We start from the raw sequence: 20767 nt of genomic DNA on the forward strand, positions 1-20767 counted from the left end.
GTCAGTTCATTCCCATCAGGGACTTGAGCTCGGCCGCGTCGGACATCTCGATGTCCGCGGTGCGGGTGAAGCGGTCCATGCCCTCGGCGTCGAAGGGCGAGATCTGGGAGGCCGACTCGTTGAACCGCAGGTTGCCCTCCTCGCTCATGAGGTAGGCGGCCAACAGCTTCGCCCCGGCGGGGTTGGGGGAGTTCTCCGCCAGCCCGAGGCCGACCTCCGGGCCCGTGGTGGGTGACATCGAGGCGACCTCCACCGGCGCACCGCTCTCCTGGAGGTTCTTGATCACCGGCAGGACGCCGGGGTGGCCGAGCGCGCCCTCACCGGCGGCCACCGCCTGGGTGCCGGGCACCGCCCCACCGGAGACGGTGGGGTTGTTGGCGGCGATGCCCTCCAGCAACTCGTCACCGAACTCGTTGCGCATCAGGGACCAGAACGCCACATTGGCCGGGGAGGAGTCGACCTCGGCGATCTGCAGCTTCCCGGCGTAGGCCGGATCGGCGTAGTCCTCCCAGGACGTGGGGGCGGACTCGACCAGATCGGTGTTGTAGACGGTCTCCGTGGGCACGAAGGACACCATCGGCGTGCTGCCGTCATGGGTGTACAGGTCCTCCGGGAAGTCCCCGGCCAGGGAGTCGGGCAGCTCGGCCTCGGCGAAGGACGAGATCCAGCCCTCCTCGAGGGCCTCGTCATAGAACGGGGAGTCCGTCAGCATGATGAGGTCCGCCGGGCTGCTGCCGGTGGATGCCTCACTGGAGAACCGCTGGGCCAGGTCGGCGGACACCAGGCGGACCGGTTCCACGGTGATGCCGTAGGCCGATTCGAAGTCCGCCGCGACCTCGCGCAGCACGGCTTCGTCCACCATGCTGTAGAGGGTCACGGGGCCGGCGTCCTGGGCCTCGTCCACGAGGGACTGGGTCTCGGCGTCGAGGTCGGCGGCCTCCACGGCCTCCGAGTCCGAGCCGGAGCCGGAGCAGGCGGTAAGGGTGAGGGACACCGCGGCGAGGGCGGCCAGGACGGAGACGTGCTTTTTCATGAGAGGGGCCTTTCAGGGGTGTGCGGGTGGGCAGGGGTGGACTGGTGGGTGGTCAGTGACTGCGGGCGACGCCGGTGCGCTTGGACAGCCAGAGGACGACGACGAGGATGAGCGCGGAGACGATCACCAGGACGGAGGACAGGGCGGCCAGGGTGGCGTAGGAGCCCCCGTTGAAGACCTCCAGGATGCGGAACCCGACCACCACGTTGTTGGTGCCGGAGAGGATCGCCGAGGCCGTGAGGTCGCCGATGATACGCACGAAGAGCAGGGCGAATCCGCCCACGAGTCCCGGGATCATCAGGGGCAGGTAGACGCGCAGGAAGGTCTTCCACTGCCGGGCGCCGGCCACGCCGGAGGCCTCGCCGAGTTCCTTGCCGATGGTGGCCACCGCGGCGTCGGCGGCGATGGACGCCTGCGGCAGGTAGAGCGCGAGGTAGCCCAGCAGCAGGATCAGCCAGGTGCCGCCCAGATCGAAAGGCGGACGGGCCAGCAGCAGCAGGATGCCGACGGCGATCACCATGTTGGAGATGGCCGAGGGCAGCTTGATCGCCGCGTCCAGTCCCAGGGTGGCGCGGCTGCGGTGCTGGGCGATGTACAGCGACACCACGGCGGCCACCAGGATGCCGATGACGCCACCGACCAGGCCCAGGGTCAAGGAGTTCCCGAAGGCCTCCTGGGTCTTCGGGTCGTCGAACAGGGCGACCCGGAAGGCGTCCAGGCTGAGGGATCCCCACTGGATGTTGGGGGTCCAGTAGCCGTTCAGGGACACGATGAACAGCGCGAACATCGGCAGCACGGTGGAGACGCCGATGTACAGCAGCACGCCGGCCCGGACCACGGGGCGCCACACGCCCAAGGCGGTCACCGTGTGGTGGGTGGCCTTGCCGCCGATGCTGCCGAAGCGGGAGTTCTTCAGGATGCGGTACTGCACCAGGTAGGACAGCCCGACGAACACCACCACGATGGCGGAGAGGCCGATCGCGAGGTCCTCGTCCGGTGGGTAGGTGAAGGTCAGGAGCTTGACGATGCGCACCGGGATCATGTCGATGCCCGCCGGCGTGCCGATGATCTGGGCGATGGAGAACATGCCGAAGCCGAACCAGGTGCACAACAGGAACCCCGCACCGATGGACGGCGCCAGGGCCGGCAGGGTGATGCGGCGCAACGTCTTCACGGCGCTGGCCCCGCTGAGCCGGGAGGCTTCCTCCAGGCTGGCGTCCAGGCCCTGCATGGCGGCGGAGACGTTCATGTACACGTAGGGCACCGCGTAGAACGTGTAGACGAGGATCAGGCCGTACCACGAGTTGATGTCGAACGGGCCGGACTCCAGGGGGATCCCCACCAGGCCGAGGATGTCCCGCAGCCAGGCATTGAGCAGGCCGGCCTGGGGAGAGAGCAGCATGGTCCAGCCGACGGCGCCGGCGATGGGCGGCAGCAGGAAGGGCAGGTACGGGAAGATCTCGTTGATCAGCCCGAAGCGCGCATCGGTACGCGTGTTGGCCCACGCCAGCAGGAAGCCGATCACCACCGCGAGGACCGAGCTGGCCAGCACCACCACGACGGTGTCCAGGACCATCTTCCCCAGGTCCTCGATCGCCAGTGTGCGCTGGATGGCCTCGAGGGTGAAGCGGCCATCCTTGTAGAACATGTTGACGACCACCCGCACCAGCGGCAAGCACACCAGTGCCACGAGGATGCCGGCCAGGGTCAGGGAGAAGAGGTCGAATCCGCTCGTCCGCCGCAGCCTGGTGATCAAGCCGGGCCGATAGGGGGGCAGGGGCGGCCCAGGGTCGGGCCGGCCGGACTCCGCCGGGCTCCGCGTGCTCCCCTCAAGGGTGGAGGTCGGACTCATCAGCCCTCTCCCTCCGGCTGGTGGCCGCGGTCCGGTGCGGCGGGGAACACCATGACGTGGTCCTCCCGGAGCCCGACCCAGACCTCGTCCCCCTCGGCGAAGTCGGTGGACCGTCCGCTGACCCAGATCCGCATCCTCGTCTCGCCGGAGCGGACCAGGAACTCGGTGTGGGTACCCATGAAGAGGACGGCCACCACGCGGCCGGGCAGGGCGCTGGCGGTACCCGGCCGTTCGGCGGACAGCTCGGCATGTTCGGGACGGAACAGCACGGTGGCCTGGTCCCCGGCGTCCTGCGGGGTGCGCACGAGCCCGAGCGGGGTCTCGTAGCCGCCCTCGGCCCGCCGGCCGTGGAGTTCGTTGGTGTTGCCGATGAATTTGGCCACGTACTCCGTGGCTGGCCGGGCGTAGATCTCATCCGGCGTGCCGAACTGTTGCACCTTGCCGCGGTCCAGGACCGCGATGCGGGTCGCCAGCTCCATGGCCTCGGCCTGGTCGTGGGTGACGAAGAGTGCGGTGAAGCCGAAGCGGCGCTGCATGGCCAACAGCTCGATGCGCAATGACTCGCGCACCTTGGCATCCACATTGGACAGCGGCTCGTCGAACAGCACGACCTTGGAGTTGTTCACCAGCGCCCGCGCCAGGGCCACGCGTTGCTGCTGCCCGCCGCTGAGCTGATTCGGGTACTGGCCACCCAGGTCACCGATGCCCACGGCGCCGAGCGCCTCAGCCACCCGTTCGTTCATCGCGGCGCGGCCCTGACGCGCGCCCCGCTGGTTCTCCAGGGGGTACCGCACGTTCTGGGCCGCGGTCATGTGCGGCCACAGCGCATAGGACTGGAAGACCATGCTGAGTTCGCGCCGGTCGGCACCGAGGTTGGTTCCCGAGCCGCTGTCGAACACCGCCTTGCCCCCGACCGTGATCGCTCCGGAGTCCGGGGTCTCCAAACCTGCCACGGAGCGGAGCAGCGTCGTCTTCCCGCAACCGCTGGGGCCCAGCAGCACGATGAACTCGCCGTCCTGGATGTCCAGGCTCGCCCCGTCGATGGCGGGCACCGTGGAGCCGTCCCGACGGCGGAAGTGCTTGGTCAGGTGGCGGATCTCGATCGCGGGCTGCGGGGCGTCCGAAGGGCGGGCGTCCCGCTGGACGCCAAGGGCGGACGACGTTGTTAGCTGAGTCACATGAGAAGTATGGCAGAAATGTGCCGACCGTCAATAGTTCGCGATATGTCTGTGTGAGGATGGGATGATGAGGGATGTGTGGAGCAATCTGGAGGAACTGCGGTCCGAGGTGACGGACGGGCAGCGGGGCCGCTCGCTGCTGGTCACCGTGATGGCCGAGTACTGGGGCGAGGAGGGGGCCATGGCCCCCTCCGGCGCGCTCGTGGACCTGATGTCCGCCTTCGATGTCAGCGCCTCCGGCACGCGGACGCTCCTGAGCCGGCTCACCCGAGAAGGCCGCCTGGTGGCCGCCAAGGAGGGGCGCCGGTCCTTCTACGCGCTATCCCCCACGGCCTACCATCGCCTGGCCGAGGGCTTCGAGGTCCTGCGGAAGTTCGGCACGGGACTGGAGCCCGCTGACCGGGAGTGGACCATGCTCCTCTTCTCCATTCCCGAGGAGCAGCGCTCCGCCAGGCAGCAGCTGCGCAAGGGACTCTCGTGGATGGGCTTCGCCCCGCTGTACGACGGCGCCTGGGTGAGTTCCCGCGCTCGCGGTGACCAGGCGATGTCCCTGTGCCGCGACCTCGGGGTGGAGGCGGCCTCGGTGGTCCGGGGGTCCATCACGGCCGTCGGGACGCAGTTCGGCGACCCGACGGACGCCTGGGACCTCGACTACGCGCGCCGGCTGTACGCCTCGTTCACCGCCTTCCTCGAGGAGCCACTGGGCAAGCTGCGCGCTGACGGACTCACTCCGCCCGAGGCGCTGCGTGCCCGCACGGAGTCGATCAACGTCTTCCGCGGATTCCCGCGGTTCGACCCGGACCTCCCCTTGGCAGGCCTGACGCCCGACTGGCCCCGAAGGACCGCCCGTGACGCCTTCGCCGAACTCTACGAGGGCACCGCCGAGGCGTCGCTGGGCTACGTCCGCTCGGTCGTGCAGATGCACTCCCCCGCCCACGTCCAGGACGTTTCCGTCCGGCGCCTGACGCCGGCGGGAGGCAGCCCCGCCTCAGCGTGAGGGCGCCAGGGGCGGTGCCACGAGCGAGTCCGCGTCATGGCCGCCCAGCCACCCGTAGAACGGCGCCATCCGCCGGATCCGCTCGTCCCGCGCGTCGTAGTCCTCCTCGGCCATGGAATCGTAGAGGTGACCGGCCTCGAGGGACGCCAGCTGCACGGCGTTCGCCCGGTCCAGGCGCAACCCCTGGTACCGCACCAGGGCCGCCGGCGCGTCCACGGCCGCCACGCCCTCGAGCGCCGCAGCCAGGGCGAAGGCGTCCTCGATCGTCTGGCTGCCGCCCTGGCCGAGGTGGGGGAGCATGGCGTGGGCGGCGTCCCCGAGCAGGGCGAGCCGTCCGCTGGTCCAAGCAGTCAGCGGGTGACGGTCGAACAGCCCCCACTGGAAGGTGTCCGTGACCCGCTCGATCAGCCCGGTGACCACTGGGTCCCAGCCGGCGAACTCCGCCGCCAGCTGCGCGGGGTCACCGGGTGCCGTCCAGGAGTCCCGCTCCCCGCCGTGCGCCGGGACCACGGCGACGACGTTGATGAGCCGGTCCGAGCGGATGGGGTAGACGAGGAAGTGCCTCCCCGGCCCGATCCACATCTTCGAGGTGCCCCACTCCCAGTCCTCCGCCCCCGTGACGGGAACGAGCGCCCGGTACGCGGCCGTCCCCGAGGAACGCGGCGCGGCGATCTGCCCCACCACGTGCCGGCGCACCACGGAGTGGATGCCGTCGGCGCCGATGACGGCATCGGCCCGGGCGGTCCGGCCGTTCTGGAAGCGCAGGGTGACGCCGGCGTCGTCCTGCTCGAGATCCTCCATCCGGTGTCCGGTGTGGATCGCCGAGTCCGGCAGCGCGGAGGCGAGCACCTCGATCAGGTCGGCGCGGTGCACCCCGAAGACCCGGCGGTCCCAGGCGGCACCGGGCTCCCGCAGCGTGGAGATGAACGAGCCGTCCGCACGCAGCTGGAAGTATCCCTGGTCCAGCTGCGAGCCGACGCGCTCGATCTGCTCCAGCAGTCCGAGGCGCTCCAGCAGACGCCAGCCGTTGGACGCCAGGGAGATGCCGGCGCCGATCTCACCGAGCGCCCGCGCCTGCTCGAACACCTCGGCGTCGATACCGCGCCGCCGCAGGGCGGCCGCCGCGGCCAGCCCTCCGATGCCCGCTCCGATGACAGCAACTCTCATTCCCGCTCCTTCGACGTGGTGGACCCGGCCCGGACGGCTACTGACCCTGCGGCGTGACGTACAGCGACTCCACGTCCAGTGGGTTCTCGGCCATGCCGTAGGTGAGCATCAGGTCATAGATGGCCTGCATCTTCTCCACCGGCAGATCCGTGTGCGCCGGTTCCAGGCGGATCGACTGGGCGGTCTCCTCGTCCATCTTCAGGAACTCGGGCAGCATGGCCCGGACCCCCTCCTCGTCCTGCGCCGCGCGCTCGGCCGACTCCGTCAAGGCCTCCTGGAACGCCGTCACGAGCTCCGGACTCTCCTCGGCGATGGACTCGCTGGTGAAGGCGATGGTGAGGGGCATGCCGTCCATGACCTCCTGGTTCGGATACCCGACGAGGACGTTCTCGGGATCGGCCAGCGCCCGGCCCATGAACGGCTCCGGCAGCCAGACGGCGTCCACGTTCCCCTGCTCCAGCTGCGCGAGCATGTCCGGGAACGGCATCTCGTTGAAGTTGATCGCCTCCGGGTCCGCGCCGGCTCTCTCGGTGGCCTCCATGATCGAGAGGTCCCCCAGGGTGTGGACGGCGTTGACGGACACGGTCTGGCCCTCCAGGTCGTCGAATCCCTCGATGCCGGAATCCTTGCGCGCGAACACGGCATTGATGTCCTCGCCCTCGGCGGCGGACCAGGAGTACCCGGAGACGACCTTCATGGGCAGGCCCTGGTCCGCCGCGGTCAGCACGGACATGGGGTTGCCGACCGCGAACTGCATGGAACCGTTCTGGACGGCGGGCAGCAGGGCCGCGCCGCCCTGGCCCTCGATGAGCTCGACGTCCAGTCCATGGTCCTCGAAGATCCCCTCGGCCACGCCGTAGCGCAGCTCCGTGGAGGACGCGATCGCGATGGTGCCCACGGCGATGCTGGTCAGCTCGCCCGAGCCCACTCCGGCGGAGTCCGCGCTCGTGTCCGCCGCGGAGCCCTCGGCCCCGGACGGCGACCCGGAGCCGCATCCGGCCAGGGCCAGGGTGCCGGCCACGAGCGCGGCGGCCACGCTCCGGCGGAGCATCGGGGAGACGGGAGCGGTAGGGCAGGTCATGGTGCTTCCTTGGTCTGGGACGGGAGCGGTTGCTTCCAGAAGTAAAGGCCGGATGCGGACGATCGACAACGGATTCAGGCCGCTTTTCCTCCCACGGGAAAGCACCGGAATGGCGGCTCGCGGGGCGGACCGATACCGCCCTTGTGTGACAACGGTCACCCATGGCAACCTTTCCACTATGAGGAAAATGCGTAGCCATGCTCCAGACCGCTGAGCGCGCCCTCCACGTCGTCCGGCTCGTGGCCTCCCGGGGCGAGATGACACTCACCGAGGTGGCCGGCGCCCTGCAGGTCAGTCCCTCCATGGCTCATCGACTGCTGCGGACGTGCGCCGAGGCGGGCTACCTCGATCAGGAACTGCGCCACGGCCCCTATACGGTCGGCCCCGTCCTGCGGCAGGTCACGGCCGACGTGACGCGGGGCTCGACCCTGCCGGCCCTCCTCGGCGGGGTGCTGCGGCAGGTGGCGGAGGGACTGCTCGAGACCACCAGCCTGGCCGTGCTGGAGGGCCGGAACATCCGCTTCGTCCTGACGGAGGAGGGCACCCACCTGGTGCGGATCGCCCGCCCGGTCCGTACGGTGACCCCGGCGCATGCCACCGCGGCCGGGCGTGCCATGCTGGCCGGACTGAGCGACGACGACCTGGCGTCCCGGTATCAGGGGAGGGACCTGGAGACGGTCCAGCCGGGGACGATCCAGGACTGGTCCCAGCTGGAGGCCGAGCTGACGAAGGTACGAAACCGGGACTGGGCCATCCAGGTCGGCGAGGCCCAGCCCGGAGTGGCCGCGCTGGCCATGCCGATCCGGGACGGCTTCGGCCAGACGGTGGCCGCGGTGACCGTCACGGTCCCGTACCTGCGGCTCAGCCGATCCGAGGACGCCCGCTCCCTGGCCCGACGCCTCCGGCCGTTCGTCGACCAGATGGAACGGCGGCTGACCGCTGCCGGGGTCCGGTGACACCGGGCCCCGAGTACCCGGTGGCCTCCGTGGCGTCCCAGCCCAGTGGTCACTCCGCTCGGTACTCACCCCAGTTCCTCAGGTCCCACATCCGCGCCGGTTGACCCGGCGCGTCGCCCGACGTGAACCGTGCGACGCCCAGGTCCAGGTCCGAGTCCGCATCCACGCGGGCGGCGAGGCGGTCGAGCTGCCGCGGTGCGGTGGACTGCCACCGGCCGGTCTCGATCCGGTCGAACAGGGCCGTCAGGGCCGCGGCCTCCTCGGCCGGGGTGAAGGTGCAGTGTCCCTCGGAGGCCACGAAGGTCTGGCGCAACTGGCGTGCGGACCCGGCGGCGGTCACGGTGGACCGGTAGGCAGCGTCGTCGGCAATGGTCCCGGCCCCATCCCCGGTGGTGTGCAGGGACAGCACCGGGGCCTCCAGTTCTCCGGTGAAGGTGGCGGTCTGCTCCACCAACCTCACCGTCTCGGGATCGGCCGAGAGCCGATCGGCCCGGTCGAGGGTGCGCAGGTCCTCGGACAGGGACAGCCCTGCCTCCCGGTAGGCCTGATTCACCTCGGCCCAGCGGCCCGAGCGCTGGAGCTCGCGCCGGTAGTCCACCCCGGTGTTCCACGAGAAGGTGCCACCGACGGTCTGCTCATAGCCGGCACGCACGTGGCTGCCCATCGCGAACGGCAGGTGTTCGATGTACCGGTCGATCCGCGCCTCCAGCTGGCCGCGGCGGATATCCTGCCCGGTCTCAGGGTCCACGGCGGGAATCTTGCTGAGGGCGGCGGCCAGCACGGCCCGGGCCCGGCCCGCGTCCGTGGAATCGGCCAACGCCACCAGGTCGTTCATGGCCTGCAGCTCGGCCACACGGTCCTCGATACCCTGGATCTGCATGGCCGAGTCAGGATCGACCAGCTCCCGCAGGGCGAAGGCCGTGTCCAACTTGTAGTTCCAGGTACTGATGGCCCCCGCGCCCCCGCCGCACATCGGCAGGGAGCCGGCCAGCCACTCCGGGGCGGCATCCGCGACGATCCTGGTCGTCAGACCACCTTGGGACCGGCCGGCCACCACCACGTCATCGGCGTCACCGGCCAGTTGCTCGAAGGTCTCCACGGCGGCCTCGGCATTGGCCTCGTCCAGCACGAGGTCCCAGCCGTCGCTCAGCTCATACCCGATGGTCCCGTACCCCTGTTCGGCCAGCCACTGAGCGGTCACCCCGGTGAGATCGTCCCGCCCCGGCATCACCACCAGGTCACCGTTCCAGTCAGCCGGCTGGTGCAGCGCGTACGCCCGCTCCCCGTCCAGCATCCCCTGATGGGACACCGCCTCGGGGGCCGGCCCCCGCTCCGGCCGGTTCATCGGATCGGGGCGGACGGAGGCGAACGAGCCACCCCGGTCCAACCCGTCCCGGCGGGCAATGCGGTCGGCGGCCCGGTTCAGGTGTGACGGCTTCGCGGTGGAGCCCCAGCGACCGGTGTCCAGCCGCTGCTGCAACGCCTCCACCAAGACGGCGATCTCTGCATCGGCATAGGCACAGTGGCCGGGCCGGTCCACGAACGCCTGCCGCAGCAGGGACTCGTCCCCGTTCTCCCGCACGCGGTCCGCATAGGTGCGGGCCTGGGTGACGGTGGGCGCGGTGTCCCCGGTCTCATGCAGGGTCAGGACGGGGCCATCGATCCCGCCGGTCGGCGTCGCGTTCCGCTGCATGTAGGCGACCGCCTCTGGATCGGCGGAGATCCGCTCGGCGTCCGCCAGGGTCTCCAGGTCCCGGTCCAGGGAGAGCCCGGCCTGGCGGTACAGGGTCCGCACGAGCGTCGCGTTCTCTGACCCGGCCAGGGCCTTCGTGTAGTCCACACCGACGTTCCAGGAGAAGTTGCCACCGGCACGGTCCTCGAGCGGCTGCCGCGGCGAGACCACGCCGAACATGAACGCCCGGTAGAGCTGGTCCTGCTGGGCGGCCCAGTCGCGCCGGCCCGGCCTCTCATCGTCCGCCTGGGTCCACGTCGGGATCTGCGCCAGGCTCGCGGCGAGCGCGATCCGGGCACGGCCCTCCGGGGTGGCCTGCGCCGCGTCAAGCACCTCGCGGAACGTGGCCTGACGTTCGGCCTCATCGCTGATATTGACCAATTGGAGGCGCGCGTCGCCGGGGGCCAGCAGCATCCGCAGGGCGAACGTGCCATCCAGGCTGCCGTTAAGCATCGGGATGGCTCCGGCCACGGACCCGCACAGGGGCAGTGCGGCATCGATGAGGTCCGCATGCTGTTCCAGGGCGGCCACCGAGGTCAGCCCGCCCATGGACGAGCCCCAGGCGATGACGTCCTCGGGCTCCCCCAGCCGGTCACGGACGGCATCCATCACCAGTGGCTGGTTCTCCAGCAGTCCCTCCACGGCCCATCCACCCTCGGCCGAGGAGGTTCCCGCGAGGGCATATCCTCGCTCTACGAGCCAGTCGACGAGTTCCTCGCTGGGTCCGGCCGACGGGTCGGAACCGCCACCCCCGTACCCGGGGTTCCAGACCAGCACCGTCCCGTTCCACCACTCCGGGGTGACCAGCACGTAGTGGCCCCCGTTGGGCAGGTCTCCGCGCACGGTCCCGGGCTCTCCCGCCCCATGGGCCGTGGTCGACGCCGGAGCGTCACCGACCGCGTGCACCGGTCCCGCCAGCGCGGGCACGGGAACCAGCAGCGCCGCGGCGGGGGCGGCGGCCAGGGTGGCACCCGCCAGCGCACGGCCGCGCCGAGGCTGAGCCGCTGGATCCGTGCGCGTCGAGTGGGTGATCCGGGCGCGGGGCCGGCGTCGGGAGCGATCGTGGTGCCGCTCGGACAGATTCTCGTCAGGGGTGGTGGGCATGGTCTCGGACTCGCCTTCGGTGCAGGAGTGATCGGGGGAACGGGACACAGGAGACGGGCATGAAGGCGCCGGAGGTGCTGGGCACCGGGCACGATGGTGGCGCGACGTCCGCCCCGGATCATCGGGGCAGCGTCACAGACTGCATATTTAAGCTCGCTTCAGGGACTAAGTGCGGCTCATGCGTGCCGCCATCGCCGGAGAAGCGTGTGGGATGGCTCATACCGTGACATGGTCTACCGGGCCTGTCAATGCTGGATTCTCGACGTCATTCATTGACATCGACAACGGATTCTGCTGTGATACGAGACACGTTCACCCTGCAGTTCCTGCCACCGGCATTCATTGGCCACACTTATTCCCCCGGCCAGACGACAACCTGACCCCCATCTGGACTTTCCCGAGGAGAGACCATGCGCACCCATCTCAAGACCCTCGGCCTCCTGGCCGCAGCCGCGATCGCCCTGACGGCCTGTGGCGAGAGCCCCAACGCCCGACCGGCGGACACCACCAGCGATGCCCCCGCCGAACTCGTCTTCGCCGTGGTCCCCACGGACAACAGCGAGGAACTGCTGACCTCCTTCGAACCGGTGGTCGCGGCCATCGAGGAGGAGACCGGGCTGCCGGTGGAGATCCAGGCGGTCAGCAACAACGCCGGCGTGATCGAGGCCCAGGTCTCCGAACGTGTGGACATCGCCGTCTACGGAGCGTTCTCCTACTACCTGGCCTCGGACGTGGCGGAGGTCGAGCCGGTCGCGAAGGACCAGCTCTCCCCCGAACCCGGCTCCGGCTCCGTCAGCTCCCTCGGCGTCACCGCACCCGGCAGCGGCATCAGCTCGCTGGAGGACCTGAAGGGCAAGGACGTCTGCTTCACCGACCCGGCCTCCACCACCGGCTACCTGGCCGCGGCCGCCGCCCTGATGGAGGCGGGCCTCGACCCGCAGGAGGACCTGAACCCGGTCTTCGCCGGTTCCCATGACGTGGCGGTCACCCAGATGATCGCCGGTGACTGCGAGGCCGCGTTCGTGGCGGAGACCTTCGTGACGGAGCTTCTGCCGGCGCGCGGCGTCATCCAGGACGGGGACACGGAGACCTTCTTCACCTCGGATCCGATCCCGGGCACCCCCATGGTGGTGGGCTCCTGGCTCTCCCAGGACATCAAGGACGGCGTGGTCCGCGCCATGGAGCAGTATGACGCCGTCTCCGCCGTGGAGGCCGGCTTCTGCGAGGAGGACGCCCAGCGCGAGGCCCCGGCCCCCTGGGGCGAGGACGTGGCCGGCAGCCCCGCCTGCGAGTGGGGCGGCACGGGTGCCTTCGCCTTCGAGCCGGCCACGGACGCCGACTACGATCCGATCCGCGAGATCTGCGAGACCACCCAGGCGGAGGTCTGCCGTGATGACGCTTGAGAGGCCCGCGGCCGAGACCGCTCAGCACTCCCCCAGTATCACCCTGGACGGGGTCGTCAAGCGGTTCGGGGACAACACCGTGCTGCACGGGGTGGACCTGCAGATCCACCCCGGCGAGTTCATCGCCCTCGTGGGCCCCTCCGGTGCCGGCAAGTCGACCCTTCTGCGCCTGCTGAACGGCAGCCATGCCCCGACCGAGGGCCACGTGCAGGTCCTCGGCTGGGAACCGGCCCGGTGCAGCCGGCGCGAGCTGCGCCGCCTGCGCACCGAGATCGGCTTCGTGTTCCAGCAGTTCGGCCTGGTCGGTCGGCTGACCGCGTTGGAGAACGTGCTGATGGGTGCCCTGGGCTCCCTGGCCATGCCCCGCTACGGGATCACGAGCTACCCGAAGCGGCTGCGCGAACGCGCGGTGGAGAACCTGGAACGCGTGGGGCTGGTGGACCAGCGGTTCCAGCGGTGTGACACCCTCTCCGGCGGCCAGCAGCAGCGCGTGGCCATCGCCCGCATGCTGATGCAGGACGCCCGCCTGGTGCTCGCGGACGAGCCCGTGGCCTCCCTGGACCCGGCGGCCAGCATCTCCGTGCTGGAGACCCTGAAGAAGCTCAGCGCCGAGGACGGTTTCACCGTGGTGTGCTCCCTGCACCAGGTGGACCTCGCGCTGGAGGTCTCGGACCGGATCGTGGCCGTGCGGGACGGGCAATTCATCCTGGACAAGCCCACGCCCACCACGGACGAGCCGGAGATCCGGGCCATCTACCAAACCCACCGGGGTGCCTGACATGCCCACCACCCTGACCCCACCGGGAACCCAGGGCCGGACGCCGGCACCCGCGCCGGCCCGCCCGCCCCGGGTCCCCGCGGCCACCTGGGTGATCCCGCTGATCCTGGGCGCCGTCACGGTCTTCGGCCTGTGGTGGATCGACGTCCGCCCCGCGGCCCTCGCCGCCGGCTTCGAGGACATCAGCCGCCTGCTGGGCCGGATGTTCCCCGCCACCACAGGCCCCGTGCCGGAGCTGGCGGCGCTCGTGCTCGAGACCCTGCAGATCGCGATCGCCGGTACCGGCCTCGCCGCCCTGGTCTCCATCCCGCTGGCGGCCGGCGCGGCCCACACCTTCACGGGGCCGCGCTGGCTCCAGTGGCTCTGCCGCACGCTGATCGTGGTCAGCCGCGCCGTGCCCTCCCTCGTCTTCGCCATCATCTTCGTGCGCATCTTCGGGCTCGGGCCGGCGGCCGGCGCCCTGGCCATCGCCTTCCACTCCGTGGGCATGATCGGCAAGATGATGACGGACGTCTTCGAGGAGATCTCCGCCTCCCCCCGGGAGGCCGTGAACGCCACCGGAGCGAACCGCTTCCAGGTCTTCGTCGCCACCACCTTCACCCAGGCGCTGCCGCAGATGACCTCGTTCGTCCTCTACCGCCTGGACATCAACATCCGCGCGTCCTCCGTGCTCGGCCTCGTGGGCGCCGGCGGTATCGGCGTGGCCCTACAGCGCTCCATCGGCAGCCTGGACTACCCCCGCGCCGCCGGGATCATCGCCGTCATCATCGTGCTCCTGCTGGTCCTCGAGCTGATCTCGAACCTGGTGCAGCGCACCGTGTCCGAACACGCCGGGGACACCGAGCACTCGATGGCCTTCCCCCCGGGGAAGGAGCTGGCCACCCCCGGCTGGAGCGCATCCCGGGTGGGCCGCAGCGCCGGGCTGCTGGCCGGCGTCGTGCTCTTCGTGTTGTCCCTGTCCGCGCTGAGCATCTCCCCGGACCGGCTAGCCCGGGGCTGGGACAACGCGGTGGCCATGCTCACCGGATTCGTGCCACCGGTCTTCACCGCGGAGATCGCCCTGGGGATCTTCGAGAGCCTCGTGATGGCCTTCACGGCCACCACCTTCGGCGTGCTGATCGGCCTGGTCATCGCCGTGTTCTCCACGGACCACCTCGTCCGTGTGCCGGTGCTCGGCTGGGCGCTGCGGGGCGTCATCGTGGTGATCCGCGGCGTGCCGGACATCGTCTACGCGATCGTGTTCGTGGCCGCCCTGGGCCTGGGCCCGTTCGCCGGGTTCCTGGCGCTGGCCATCTCCTGCACGGCGCTGGCCTCCAAGTTCTTCACGGATGCGCTCCAGAACATCGACCCGGGCCCGATCCGTGCCCTCGAGGCCGTGGGCGCCGGCCGGCTCCAGGCCTTCGTGTCTGGCGCGTGGCCCCAGTTCGTGCCCTCCTTCATCGGCAACAGCCTGTTCACCGCGGACCTGGCGCTGCGCGAATCGGCGGTCCTCGGGATCGTCGGCGCCGGCGGCATCGGTTTCCTGCTCCACGAATCCGTCACCTCGATCGACTACCAGTCCACCGCCGGGATCCTCATCGGCCTCATCGTCGTGGTGGTAGCGGTCGAGCACATGGCGCGCTGGGCGCGCAGGAAGGTCATCTGAGATGGCAACCCCACACCCCTCGGGCACGACGACGGCCGGCACCGGCCGCTGCCCGTTCACCGGGCACTCCGCCACCGAGCCTCAGGCCACCGGCGACGTCGGCGGGGCGCGCGCCTCGGAGTGGTCCCCGGACCGCAAGGAGACGTTCGGCTCGGCCCACGCGGACTATGCGGCCCTGCGCGGGCAGAACCCGTTCCCCTGGAGCGCGGACTACGGCGGCTTCTGGGCGGCCACCACCTACGAGGACATCCTGGCCATCACCCAGGACGACGAGCTGTTCAGCACGGCCAAGCAGAACGTGGTGCCGCACGTGCCCCGGGCCTCCCGCCGGCCGCCGCTGCACTTCGACCCGCCGGAGCACACCGACTACCGCACCGCGATCGACCCGGTGTTCCGCCGCTCGGTGGTCACCGAGCACGCCGGCGCCTTCCGGGACAGCGCCCGCCGCCTGGTGGACGGGATGCTGATGGAGTCCTCCCCGGACGGGGTCCGGCATCTGGCAGCACCGTTCGCGATGGACTGCTTCGCCTCCCTGCTCGGGCTGGCCCGGGACCAGACCCGCGAGATCCGGGAGATCGGTGTCCGCTACGGCTTCGCCATCCAGGACATGGACAACCCGGTGATCGAGGAGTGCAGCAAACGGCTGTACGAGATCGCCCGCGAGATCTACGACCGGCGGCTGGCGGAGGACCCGGACCCGTCCCGCGACCTGGTGGCCAGCCTGCACCGCGCCGCCCTGGACCCGGGCACCGTCATCACGGAGACCAGTGCCGTCGCCACCATCCGGCAGCTGATCGTGGCCGGGATGGGAGCACCCCAGGCCGTGCTGGGCAGCTGCGTCGCCCACCTGGCGACGGACCTGGACCTCCAGGCGCAGCTGCGGGCCCACCCCGAGGACCTGCCCTCGGCGATCGAGGAGATGCTCCGCCTGCACGCCCCGTACCGGGTGTTCGCCCGCACCGCCACGCGGGACACCGTGATCCATGGGAGGGAGGTGGCCCAGGACGAGCCCATCGCCCTGATCTTCCCCTCCGCCAACCGGGACGAGACCCGCTTCGAGGACCCGGACACCTTCGTCCTGCGGCGCAAGCAGAACTCGCACCTGTCCTTCGGCCGCGGATCCCACAAGTGCCCGGCCGCTACGATGGGACGACTCGAGTTGCTCATCGCGCTCGAGGAATTGCTCTCGAGGACCGAGACCTTCACGCTGGCAGGTGAGATCGTCATGATGAACTGGCTCGAGTACGGGCCCCGCTCCGTCCCGCTGGCGCTCCGGCCCGCCGGCGGGACGCCGTGAGTCCCACGGATCCGCCCCGCGGGAACCTTCCCCGCTACCAGTCCGGCGTGGCACCGCAGCGCATGCTCACGGTGCTGCTCGGCGACTATTGGTTCGGCCGCGGCGAACCCCTGCCCTCCAGCGCCCTGGTGGAGCTGCTCGGGGCGCTCGAGATCACGCCCTCGAGCGCCCGGGCCGCCATCCAGCGGCTGGCCCAGCGGGGCTTCCTCGCGGCCCACAAGGACGGCCGGCGCACCTCCTACTCCGTCCACGCCGGAAGCCGGAGGACCCAGGCGCAGCGCGTCGAGCGGATCTTCCAGGCCCACCGCGTGTGCCCCTGGGACGGGACGTGGACCATCATCACCTACCGGGTGCCGGAGACCGCCGCCCCCCTGCGCCGCGCCGTACGGGACACCCTGCGCCAGCTCCGGTTCGGGCACCTCAACGATGGGGTGTGGATCAAGCCGGGCCGCCACGTCGAGGAGGCGTTCGCGCACCTGAAGCAGGGCGGTGAGCCGGTGCTGACGCTGGTCTCCTTCTTCGAGGGCGCCCGGTTGCCGGACTTCGTCTCCCCCCTGGAACTGCGGCGGGCGTTCGACGCGGACGCCCTGGACGAGGAGTACCTGTCCTTCGCCCTGCGGTGGGAGGGCCGCGCCCGGGAGCTCGGAGGCCAGTGGCCCACCGGCGTGGAGGCCCTGCGCCTGCGCACGGAGGTCCTCTCCGAGTGGCGGCCGCTCGTCCACCAGGATCCCCGGCTTCCCGACGCCCTGTTGCCCGAGGAGCCGCCGCTGCGGCGCGCCGCCGCGGCCACCGCCCTGTTCTACGACGGCCTGGGGCCGTCCGCGGAGAACGCCGTCCGGAGGATCATCGAACGGCACCAGCCCGAGCTGGCTCCCCTGGTGGCCCACCACACCTTCGCGGCCTCGGACCAGTTGATTCCCGCCGCAGACCGGCACGAGCGGGAGGCGGACGCTCAGTCGTCCAGGAACAGGTCCCGTTCCAGTGTCTGAACCGGTCCGCCGTAGACCGAGAGATCGGTGATCCCCGCCTCGGCGAGCACCTCGTCGTCGAGGAAGAAGTTCCCGGTGCACGCCCTCGGGTCGCGGGTCAGCACCTCATACGCCGCATCCGCCATGATCTCCGGCGTGCGGGACCGGGCCGCCATCTCCTCACCTCCCAGCAGGTTCCGCACCGCGGCCGTGGCGATGGTGGTCCGCGGCCAGAGGCTGTTCGCAGCGATCCCCTGCTCCCGCAACTCCTGCGCCAGCCCAAGGGTCACCAGGCTCATCCCGTACTTGGCGATCGTGTAGCCCAGGTGCCTGCCGGCCCACTCGGGGTTGAGGTTCAGCGGCGGGCTGAGGGTCAGGATGTGGGCGGCGTCCGATGCCGCGAGGTGGCGCAGTGCCGTCTTGGCCAGCAGGAAGGAGCCCCGGGCGTTGATGTCCTGCATCAGGTCGTACTTCTTCATCGCCAGGTCCGCGGTGCCGGACAGATCGATGGCACTGGCGTTGTTGACCACGATGTCGATCCCGCCGAAGGCGTCCACGGTCCGCTCCACGGCGTCCGCCACGGAGCGGTCATCGCGGACGTCCCCCACGATCGCCAGGGCCCGGCCGCCGGCCTCCTCCAGGGCAGTCGCCGCGGTGTGGACGGTGCCCTCCAGTCTCGGGTGCGGCTCGGCCGTCTTGGCGAGCAGGGCGACGTTCGCGCCGTCGCGGGCGGCGCGCAGCGCGATGGCCAGCCCGATCCCGCGGCTCCCGCCGGACATCAGGATGGTGCGGCCGGCCAGGGATTGATCGGTGCTCGCGCTCATGAGACTCCTTCTGCAGTGGTGCTCGCCCGGTGTGGGTGGACCCAGCCTGTCACGTTCCGGCTCGGCGCGACGTGCCGGTCCCGCGGTGGGGCCGTCCCCGAGGCGTTCAGCCGCCTAAACTCCCCCCATGGAACGCACGGAGGACGGCCGGTACATCGTGGTCGACGGCCGGCGGTGGCGGGCCACGGACCCGGAGCTGGATGAGCCGATGGCGGCGCAGCTGCGCTCTCACCTGGGCCGGGCCCGCTCGGCGGTACGCACTGCGGAGACCGAGGGCAGCCGGCGCGCGGCCAGGGACCGGGTGCAGCTGGCCAAGGAGGGCCTGGGTGAGCGCGGCGAGGCGTGGTGGGAGCTGACGCTGACAGCCCGCCGCGAGCGCGCCCGTGACCGGCTCGCCACACTCGAGGGGCTCGGCGGACCGGCGGATCGCCGGCCCCGGAAGGGAGATGGCGCATGACCACGTCCCTGGTGTGGTTCCGAGACGACCTGCGGGTGGCGGACCATCCCGCGCTGGCCGCGGGCCGGTCCGAGGGCGCCGTGGTGGCCCTCTACGTGCTGGATGAGGAGTCCGAGGGCATCCGCCCGCTCGGCGGCGCGGCCCGCTGGTGGCTGCACCACGGCCTGGAGGACCTGCGCACCGGCCTGGAGCGGCTCAACGTCCCCCTGGTACTGCGCCGGGGTGCGGCCCCGGAGGTCCTCCGGGAGGTGCTCGAGGCCTCCAGCGCGGATGCCGTCTACTGGAACCGGCGGTACGGCGGGCCGGAGCGGAGCGTGGACGAACGCGTCAAGTCCGAGGCGGCCGAGGCCGGGCTGCACGCGGAGAGCTTCCAGGCCTCCCTGCTGCACGAACCCTGGACGGTGAGGAACGGCCAGGGGGAGCACTACAAGGTCTTCACGCCGTTCTGGAAGGCCGCCTCTGCCCGGCACGTCCGGCCACCGGTGGACGCCCCGCCCGGCAGGGCTCAGCTCCCGTGAATCTGCCGGACTCCGAGGACCTGGCGGACTGGGACCTGCTGCCCACCCACCCGGATTGGGCCGGGGGCCTGCGGGAGGCCTGGACCCCCGGGGAGGCCGCAGGGCACCAGGCCCTGGAGGACTTCCTGGACGGGCCGGTGGCCGACTATCCCCAGGACCGGGACCGGCCGTCCCGGCCCGGGACCAGCAGGCTCTCCCCCTACCTGCGGTGGGGTCATGTCAGCCCCTTCCAGGTCTGGGACGCCGCCGTGCGCGCCCGTACCCCGCGCAACCACCAGGCGGTGCAGACCTTCACCGCCGAGCTCGGGTGGCGGGAGTTCTGCTGGAGTCAGCTCTATCACCACCCTGACCTGGCCGAGGAGAACCTGCGGCCGGAGTTCAGCGACTACCCCTGGCAGTGGCCCCAGGAGTCCAGCTCCCCCCCCGCGGCGCCGGCACGTTCCCGGACCCGGTGCCCGACGACGGCCCCTCGTCCACCGCTCGCGTGCGCGCCTGGCAGCGCGGCCGCACCGGGGTACCGCTGGTGGACGCCGGCCAGCGGGAACTGTGGGCCACGGGCTGGATGCACAACCGGGTCCGCATGGTCACCGCCAGTTTTCTGGTGAAGAACCTCGGCATCCACTGGCGTGTGGATGAGCAGTGGTTCTGGGACACCCTGGTGGACGCCGATGCCGCCAACAACCCGGCGAACTGGCAGTGGGTGGCCGGCTCCGGCGCGGACGCCGCGCCCTTCTTCCGGATCTTCAACCCGCTGACCCAGCACGACCGCTTCGATCCGGACGATGACTACGTTCGCCGCTGGGCCCCCTCCTGGGACCAGGAGGGTTATCCGGAACCGATCGTGGACGTGAAGCAGTCGCGAGCCGCCGCGCTCGAGGCCTATCAGCGACTGCGGGACGCCAACCGCTGACGGGCCGGCTGGTTCACCCCCGGATTTCGGACGGCCGTTTCCGCGACCTGGTCAGACGGATGAGGACCGCCGATCCGAGCACCACCGCGGAGGCGATCGCGGCGACCACGGCCGTACCGGGTGACTCCAGGCCGCCGTCAAGCCGGCCCACGGCGATCCACGCCAGCCCCCAGGCCAGGGCGAGCGCCGGGGCCAGGCGCCCGCCGCTGCGCCAGGCCGTGGCCACGCCGATCAGCGCCGCGACGGCGAGCACCGCGGAGGCCAGCACCGGCACGGGCAGCCCGAGACCGTCGACGCCGGCCGCCCCGAGCACGGCGGACACGTTGGCCACGGTGGCGATGGTGACCCAGCCCAGGTACAGCCCGAAGGTCCCGTCCGTCACCACGGCGTCCACCCGGCCCTCGGATCCCGTGCGAACCAGCAGGCCCAGGATCCGGCCGAGCACGGCCAGCAGCACCGCGATCACGAGCAGGCTCGCGTTCAGCCAGCCGAGCTGCACGGACCAGATCCACGCGGCGTTGAGCAGCATCGCCGCCACCGCCCACGGCCGCAGTGCCCGCTGCCGGCCGGACCGGCGCTGGTTGGGGAGCACCTGCCACACCGAGTACGCCAGCAGTCCCAGGTAGATCAGGGACCAGATCCGGAAGGCCCCGGAGGCCGGCGCCAGCGGGGTCGAATCCTCGCCCAGCCATCCGCCGGCGGCCTCGGCGATCGGGGTGCCGCCGAGCACGCCGCTGCCGAGGAACGCGCCGGCGGTGGCCACGATCCCGCTGGCCAGCACCAGCAGCGGCACGCCCAGCCCGACGTCGGCCCCTCGGCTCGGGTCTGCGGGTTCCGGTCCTGCTCGGTGTGTGGTGTCCATGGTGT

18 protein-coding genes are annotated in these 20767 nt (G+C 70.9%); 10 read left to right on the plus strand and 8 right to left on the minus strand.

Annotation, left to right across the window (positions count from 1 at the left end):
- Position 1: 1 nt before the first annotated feature.
- The 3 genes from RE421_RS01220 to RE421_RS01230 all read right to left on the minus strand — a co-directional run bounded on the left by RE421_RS01220 (position 2) and on the right by RE421_RS01230 (position 4063).
- Positions 2 to 1033, minus strand: coding sequence for an extracellular solute-binding protein (locus RE421_RS01220; RefSeq protein ID WP_309812995.1), 1032 nt, complete (start codon positions 1031 to 1033; stop codon positions 2 to 4).
- A 52-nt stretch (positions 1034 to 1085) separates the two neighbouring features.
- Entirely contained in the window at positions 1086 to 2789 is a 1704-nt protein-coding gene (locus RE421_RS01225; RefSeq protein ID WP_309812998.1) for an iron ABC transporter permease, read from the minus strand.
- A 95-nt stretch (positions 2790 to 2884) separates the two neighbouring features.
- Positions 2885 to 4063 (minus strand): ABC transporter ATP-binding protein, encoded by a 1179-nt coding sequence (locus tag RE421_RS01230; RefSeq protein WP_309813000.1) that lies wholly within the window; start codon positions 4061 to 4063, stop codon positions 2885 to 2887.
- 64 nt (positions 4064 to 4127) lie between these two features.
- On the opposite strand from RE421_RS01230, the gene RE421_RS01235 reads away from it, so the two are divergent.
- On the plus strand, positions 4128 to 5060 hold the full coding sequence (locus tag RE421_RS01235; protein ID WP_309813005.1) for a PaaX family transcriptional regulator C-terminal domain-containing protein: 933 nt from the start codon (positions 4128 to 4130) through the stop codon (positions 5058 to 5060).
- Here the strand turns inward: RE421_RS01235 and RE421_RS01240 are convergent.
- Together RE421_RS01240 and RE421_RS01245 are read right to left on the minus strand one after the other, a co-directional pair.
- On the minus strand, positions 5052 to 6227 hold the full coding sequence (locus RE421_RS01240) for an FAD-dependent monooxygenase (RefSeq protein WP_309813008.1): 1176 nt from the start codon (positions 6225 to 6227) through the stop codon (positions 5052 to 5054). The genes RE421_RS01235 and RE421_RS01240 overlap by 9 nt on opposite strands.
- A 37-nt stretch (positions 6228 to 6264) precedes the next feature.
- On the minus strand, positions 6265 to 7308 hold the full coding sequence (locus RE421_RS01245; RefSeq protein WP_309813011.1) for an ABC transporter substrate-binding protein: 1044 nt from the start codon (positions 7306 to 7308) through the stop codon (positions 6265 to 6267).
- 197 nt (positions 7309 to 7505) lie between these two features.
- On the opposite strand from RE421_RS01245, the gene RE421_RS01250 reads away from it, so the two are divergent.
- Positions 7506 to 8264 (plus strand): IclR family transcriptional regulator, encoded by a 759-nt coding sequence (locus RE421_RS01250; RefSeq protein WP_309813013.1) that lies wholly within the window; start codon positions 7506 to 7508, stop codon positions 8262 to 8264.
- A 49-nt stretch (positions 8265 to 8313) separates the two neighbouring features.
- Here the strand turns inward: RE421_RS01250 and RE421_RS01255 are convergent, their stop codons facing one another.
- The gene (locus RE421_RS01255) at positions 8314 to 11100 is read right to left on the minus strand and encodes a hypothetical protein (RefSeq protein WP_309813016.1); all 2787 of its coding nucleotides are present in this window, start codon (positions 11098 to 11100) and stop codon (positions 8314 to 8316) included.
- A gap of 410 nt (positions 11101 to 11510) precedes the next feature.
- Between RE421_RS01255 and RE421_RS01260 the strand changes: the two genes are divergently transcribed.
- Genes RE421_RS01260 through RE421_RS01280 form a run of 5 tightly spaced genes read left to right on the plus strand, consistent with a single transcriptional unit; the run spans position 11511 to position 17212 of the window.
- Entirely contained in the window at positions 11511 to 12503 is a 993-nt protein-coding gene (locus tag RE421_RS01260) for a phosphate/phosphite/phosphonate ABC transporter substrate-binding protein (RefSeq protein WP_309813018.1), read from the plus strand.
- Positions 12493 to 13281: a phosphonate ABC transporter ATP-binding protein gene (gene phnC, locus RE421_RS01265; RefSeq protein WP_309813020.1), complete on the plus strand. Its 789-nt coding sequence runs from the start codon at positions 12493 to 12495 to the stop codon at positions 13279 to 13281. Before RE421_RS01260 ends, phnC begins: the two co-directional genes overlap by 11 nt.
- A 1-nt stretch (position 13282) precedes the next feature.
- Complete coding sequence (gene phnE, locus RE421_RS01270) at positions 13283 to 14926, plus strand: phosphonate ABC transporter, permease protein PhnE (RefSeq protein ID WP_309813023.1); 1644 nt, start codon at positions 13283 to 13285, stop codon at positions 14924 to 14926.
- Position 14927: 1 nt separating this feature from the next.
- Complete coding sequence (locus tag RE421_RS01275; RefSeq protein ID WP_309813026.1) at positions 14928 to 16223, plus strand: cytochrome P450; 1296 nt, start codon at positions 14928 to 14930, stop codon at positions 16221 to 16223.
- Positions 16224 to 16270: 47 nt separating this feature from the next.
- Positions 16271 to 17212 (plus strand): PaaX family transcriptional regulator C-terminal domain-containing protein, encoded by a 942-nt coding sequence (locus tag RE421_RS01280; RefSeq protein ID WP_309813029.1) that lies wholly within the window; start codon positions 16271 to 16273, stop codon positions 17210 to 17212.
- On the opposite strand, the gene RE421_RS01285 is transcribed toward RE421_RS01280, so the two are convergent.
- Entirely contained in the window at positions 17176 to 18015 is an 840-nt protein-coding gene (locus RE421_RS01285; protein ID WP_309813032.1) for an NAD(P)-dependent oxidoreductase, read from the minus strand. The two genes, RE421_RS01280 and RE421_RS01285, sit on opposite strands and share 37 nt — an antisense overlap.
- 127 nt (positions 18016 to 18142) lie before the next feature.
- Here RE421_RS01285 and RE421_RS01290 point away from each other — a divergent pair, with 127 nt between their 5' ends.
- The 3 genes from RE421_RS01290 to RE421_RS01300 all read left to right on the plus strand — a co-directional run bounded on the left by RE421_RS01290 (position 18143) and on the right by RE421_RS01300 (position 19900).
- Positions 18143 to 18472: a biopolymer transporter Tol gene (locus RE421_RS01290; protein ID WP_309813035.1), complete on the plus strand. Its 330-nt coding sequence runs from the start codon at positions 18143 to 18145 to the stop codon at positions 18470 to 18472.
- On the plus strand, positions 18469 to 18990 hold the full coding sequence (locus tag RE421_RS01295; RefSeq protein WP_309813038.1) for a deoxyribodipyrimidine photo-lyase: 522 nt from the start codon (positions 18469 to 18471) through the stop codon (positions 18988 to 18990). The genes RE421_RS01290 and RE421_RS01295 overlap by 4 nt, the downstream gene beginning before the upstream one ends.
- A 451-nt stretch (positions 18991 to 19441) precedes the next feature.
- A complete protein-coding gene (locus tag RE421_RS01300; protein WP_309813041.1) occupies positions 19442 to 19900 on the plus strand; it encodes an FAD-binding domain-containing protein in 459 nt (152 codons plus the stop codon).
- A 13-nt stretch (positions 19901 to 19913) separates the two neighbouring features.
- Here RE421_RS01300 and RE421_RS01305 read toward each other — a convergent pair whose 3' ends face one another.
- Positions 19914 to 20762 carry a tryptophan-rich sensory protein gene (locus tag RE421_RS01305; protein WP_309813044.1) on the minus strand — a complete coding sequence of 283 codons (849 nt, stop codon included), beginning with the start codon at positions 20760 to 20762 and terminating at the stop codon, positions 19914 to 19916.
- Positions 20763 to 20767: the final 5 nt, after the last annotated feature.

The sequence above is a fragment of the Citricoccus sp. I39-566 genome (assembly GCF_031432995.1).
Taxonomy (GTDB): domain Bacteria; phylum Actinomycetota; class Actinomycetes; order Actinomycetales; family Micrococcaceae; genus Citricoccus; species Citricoccus nitrophenolicus_A.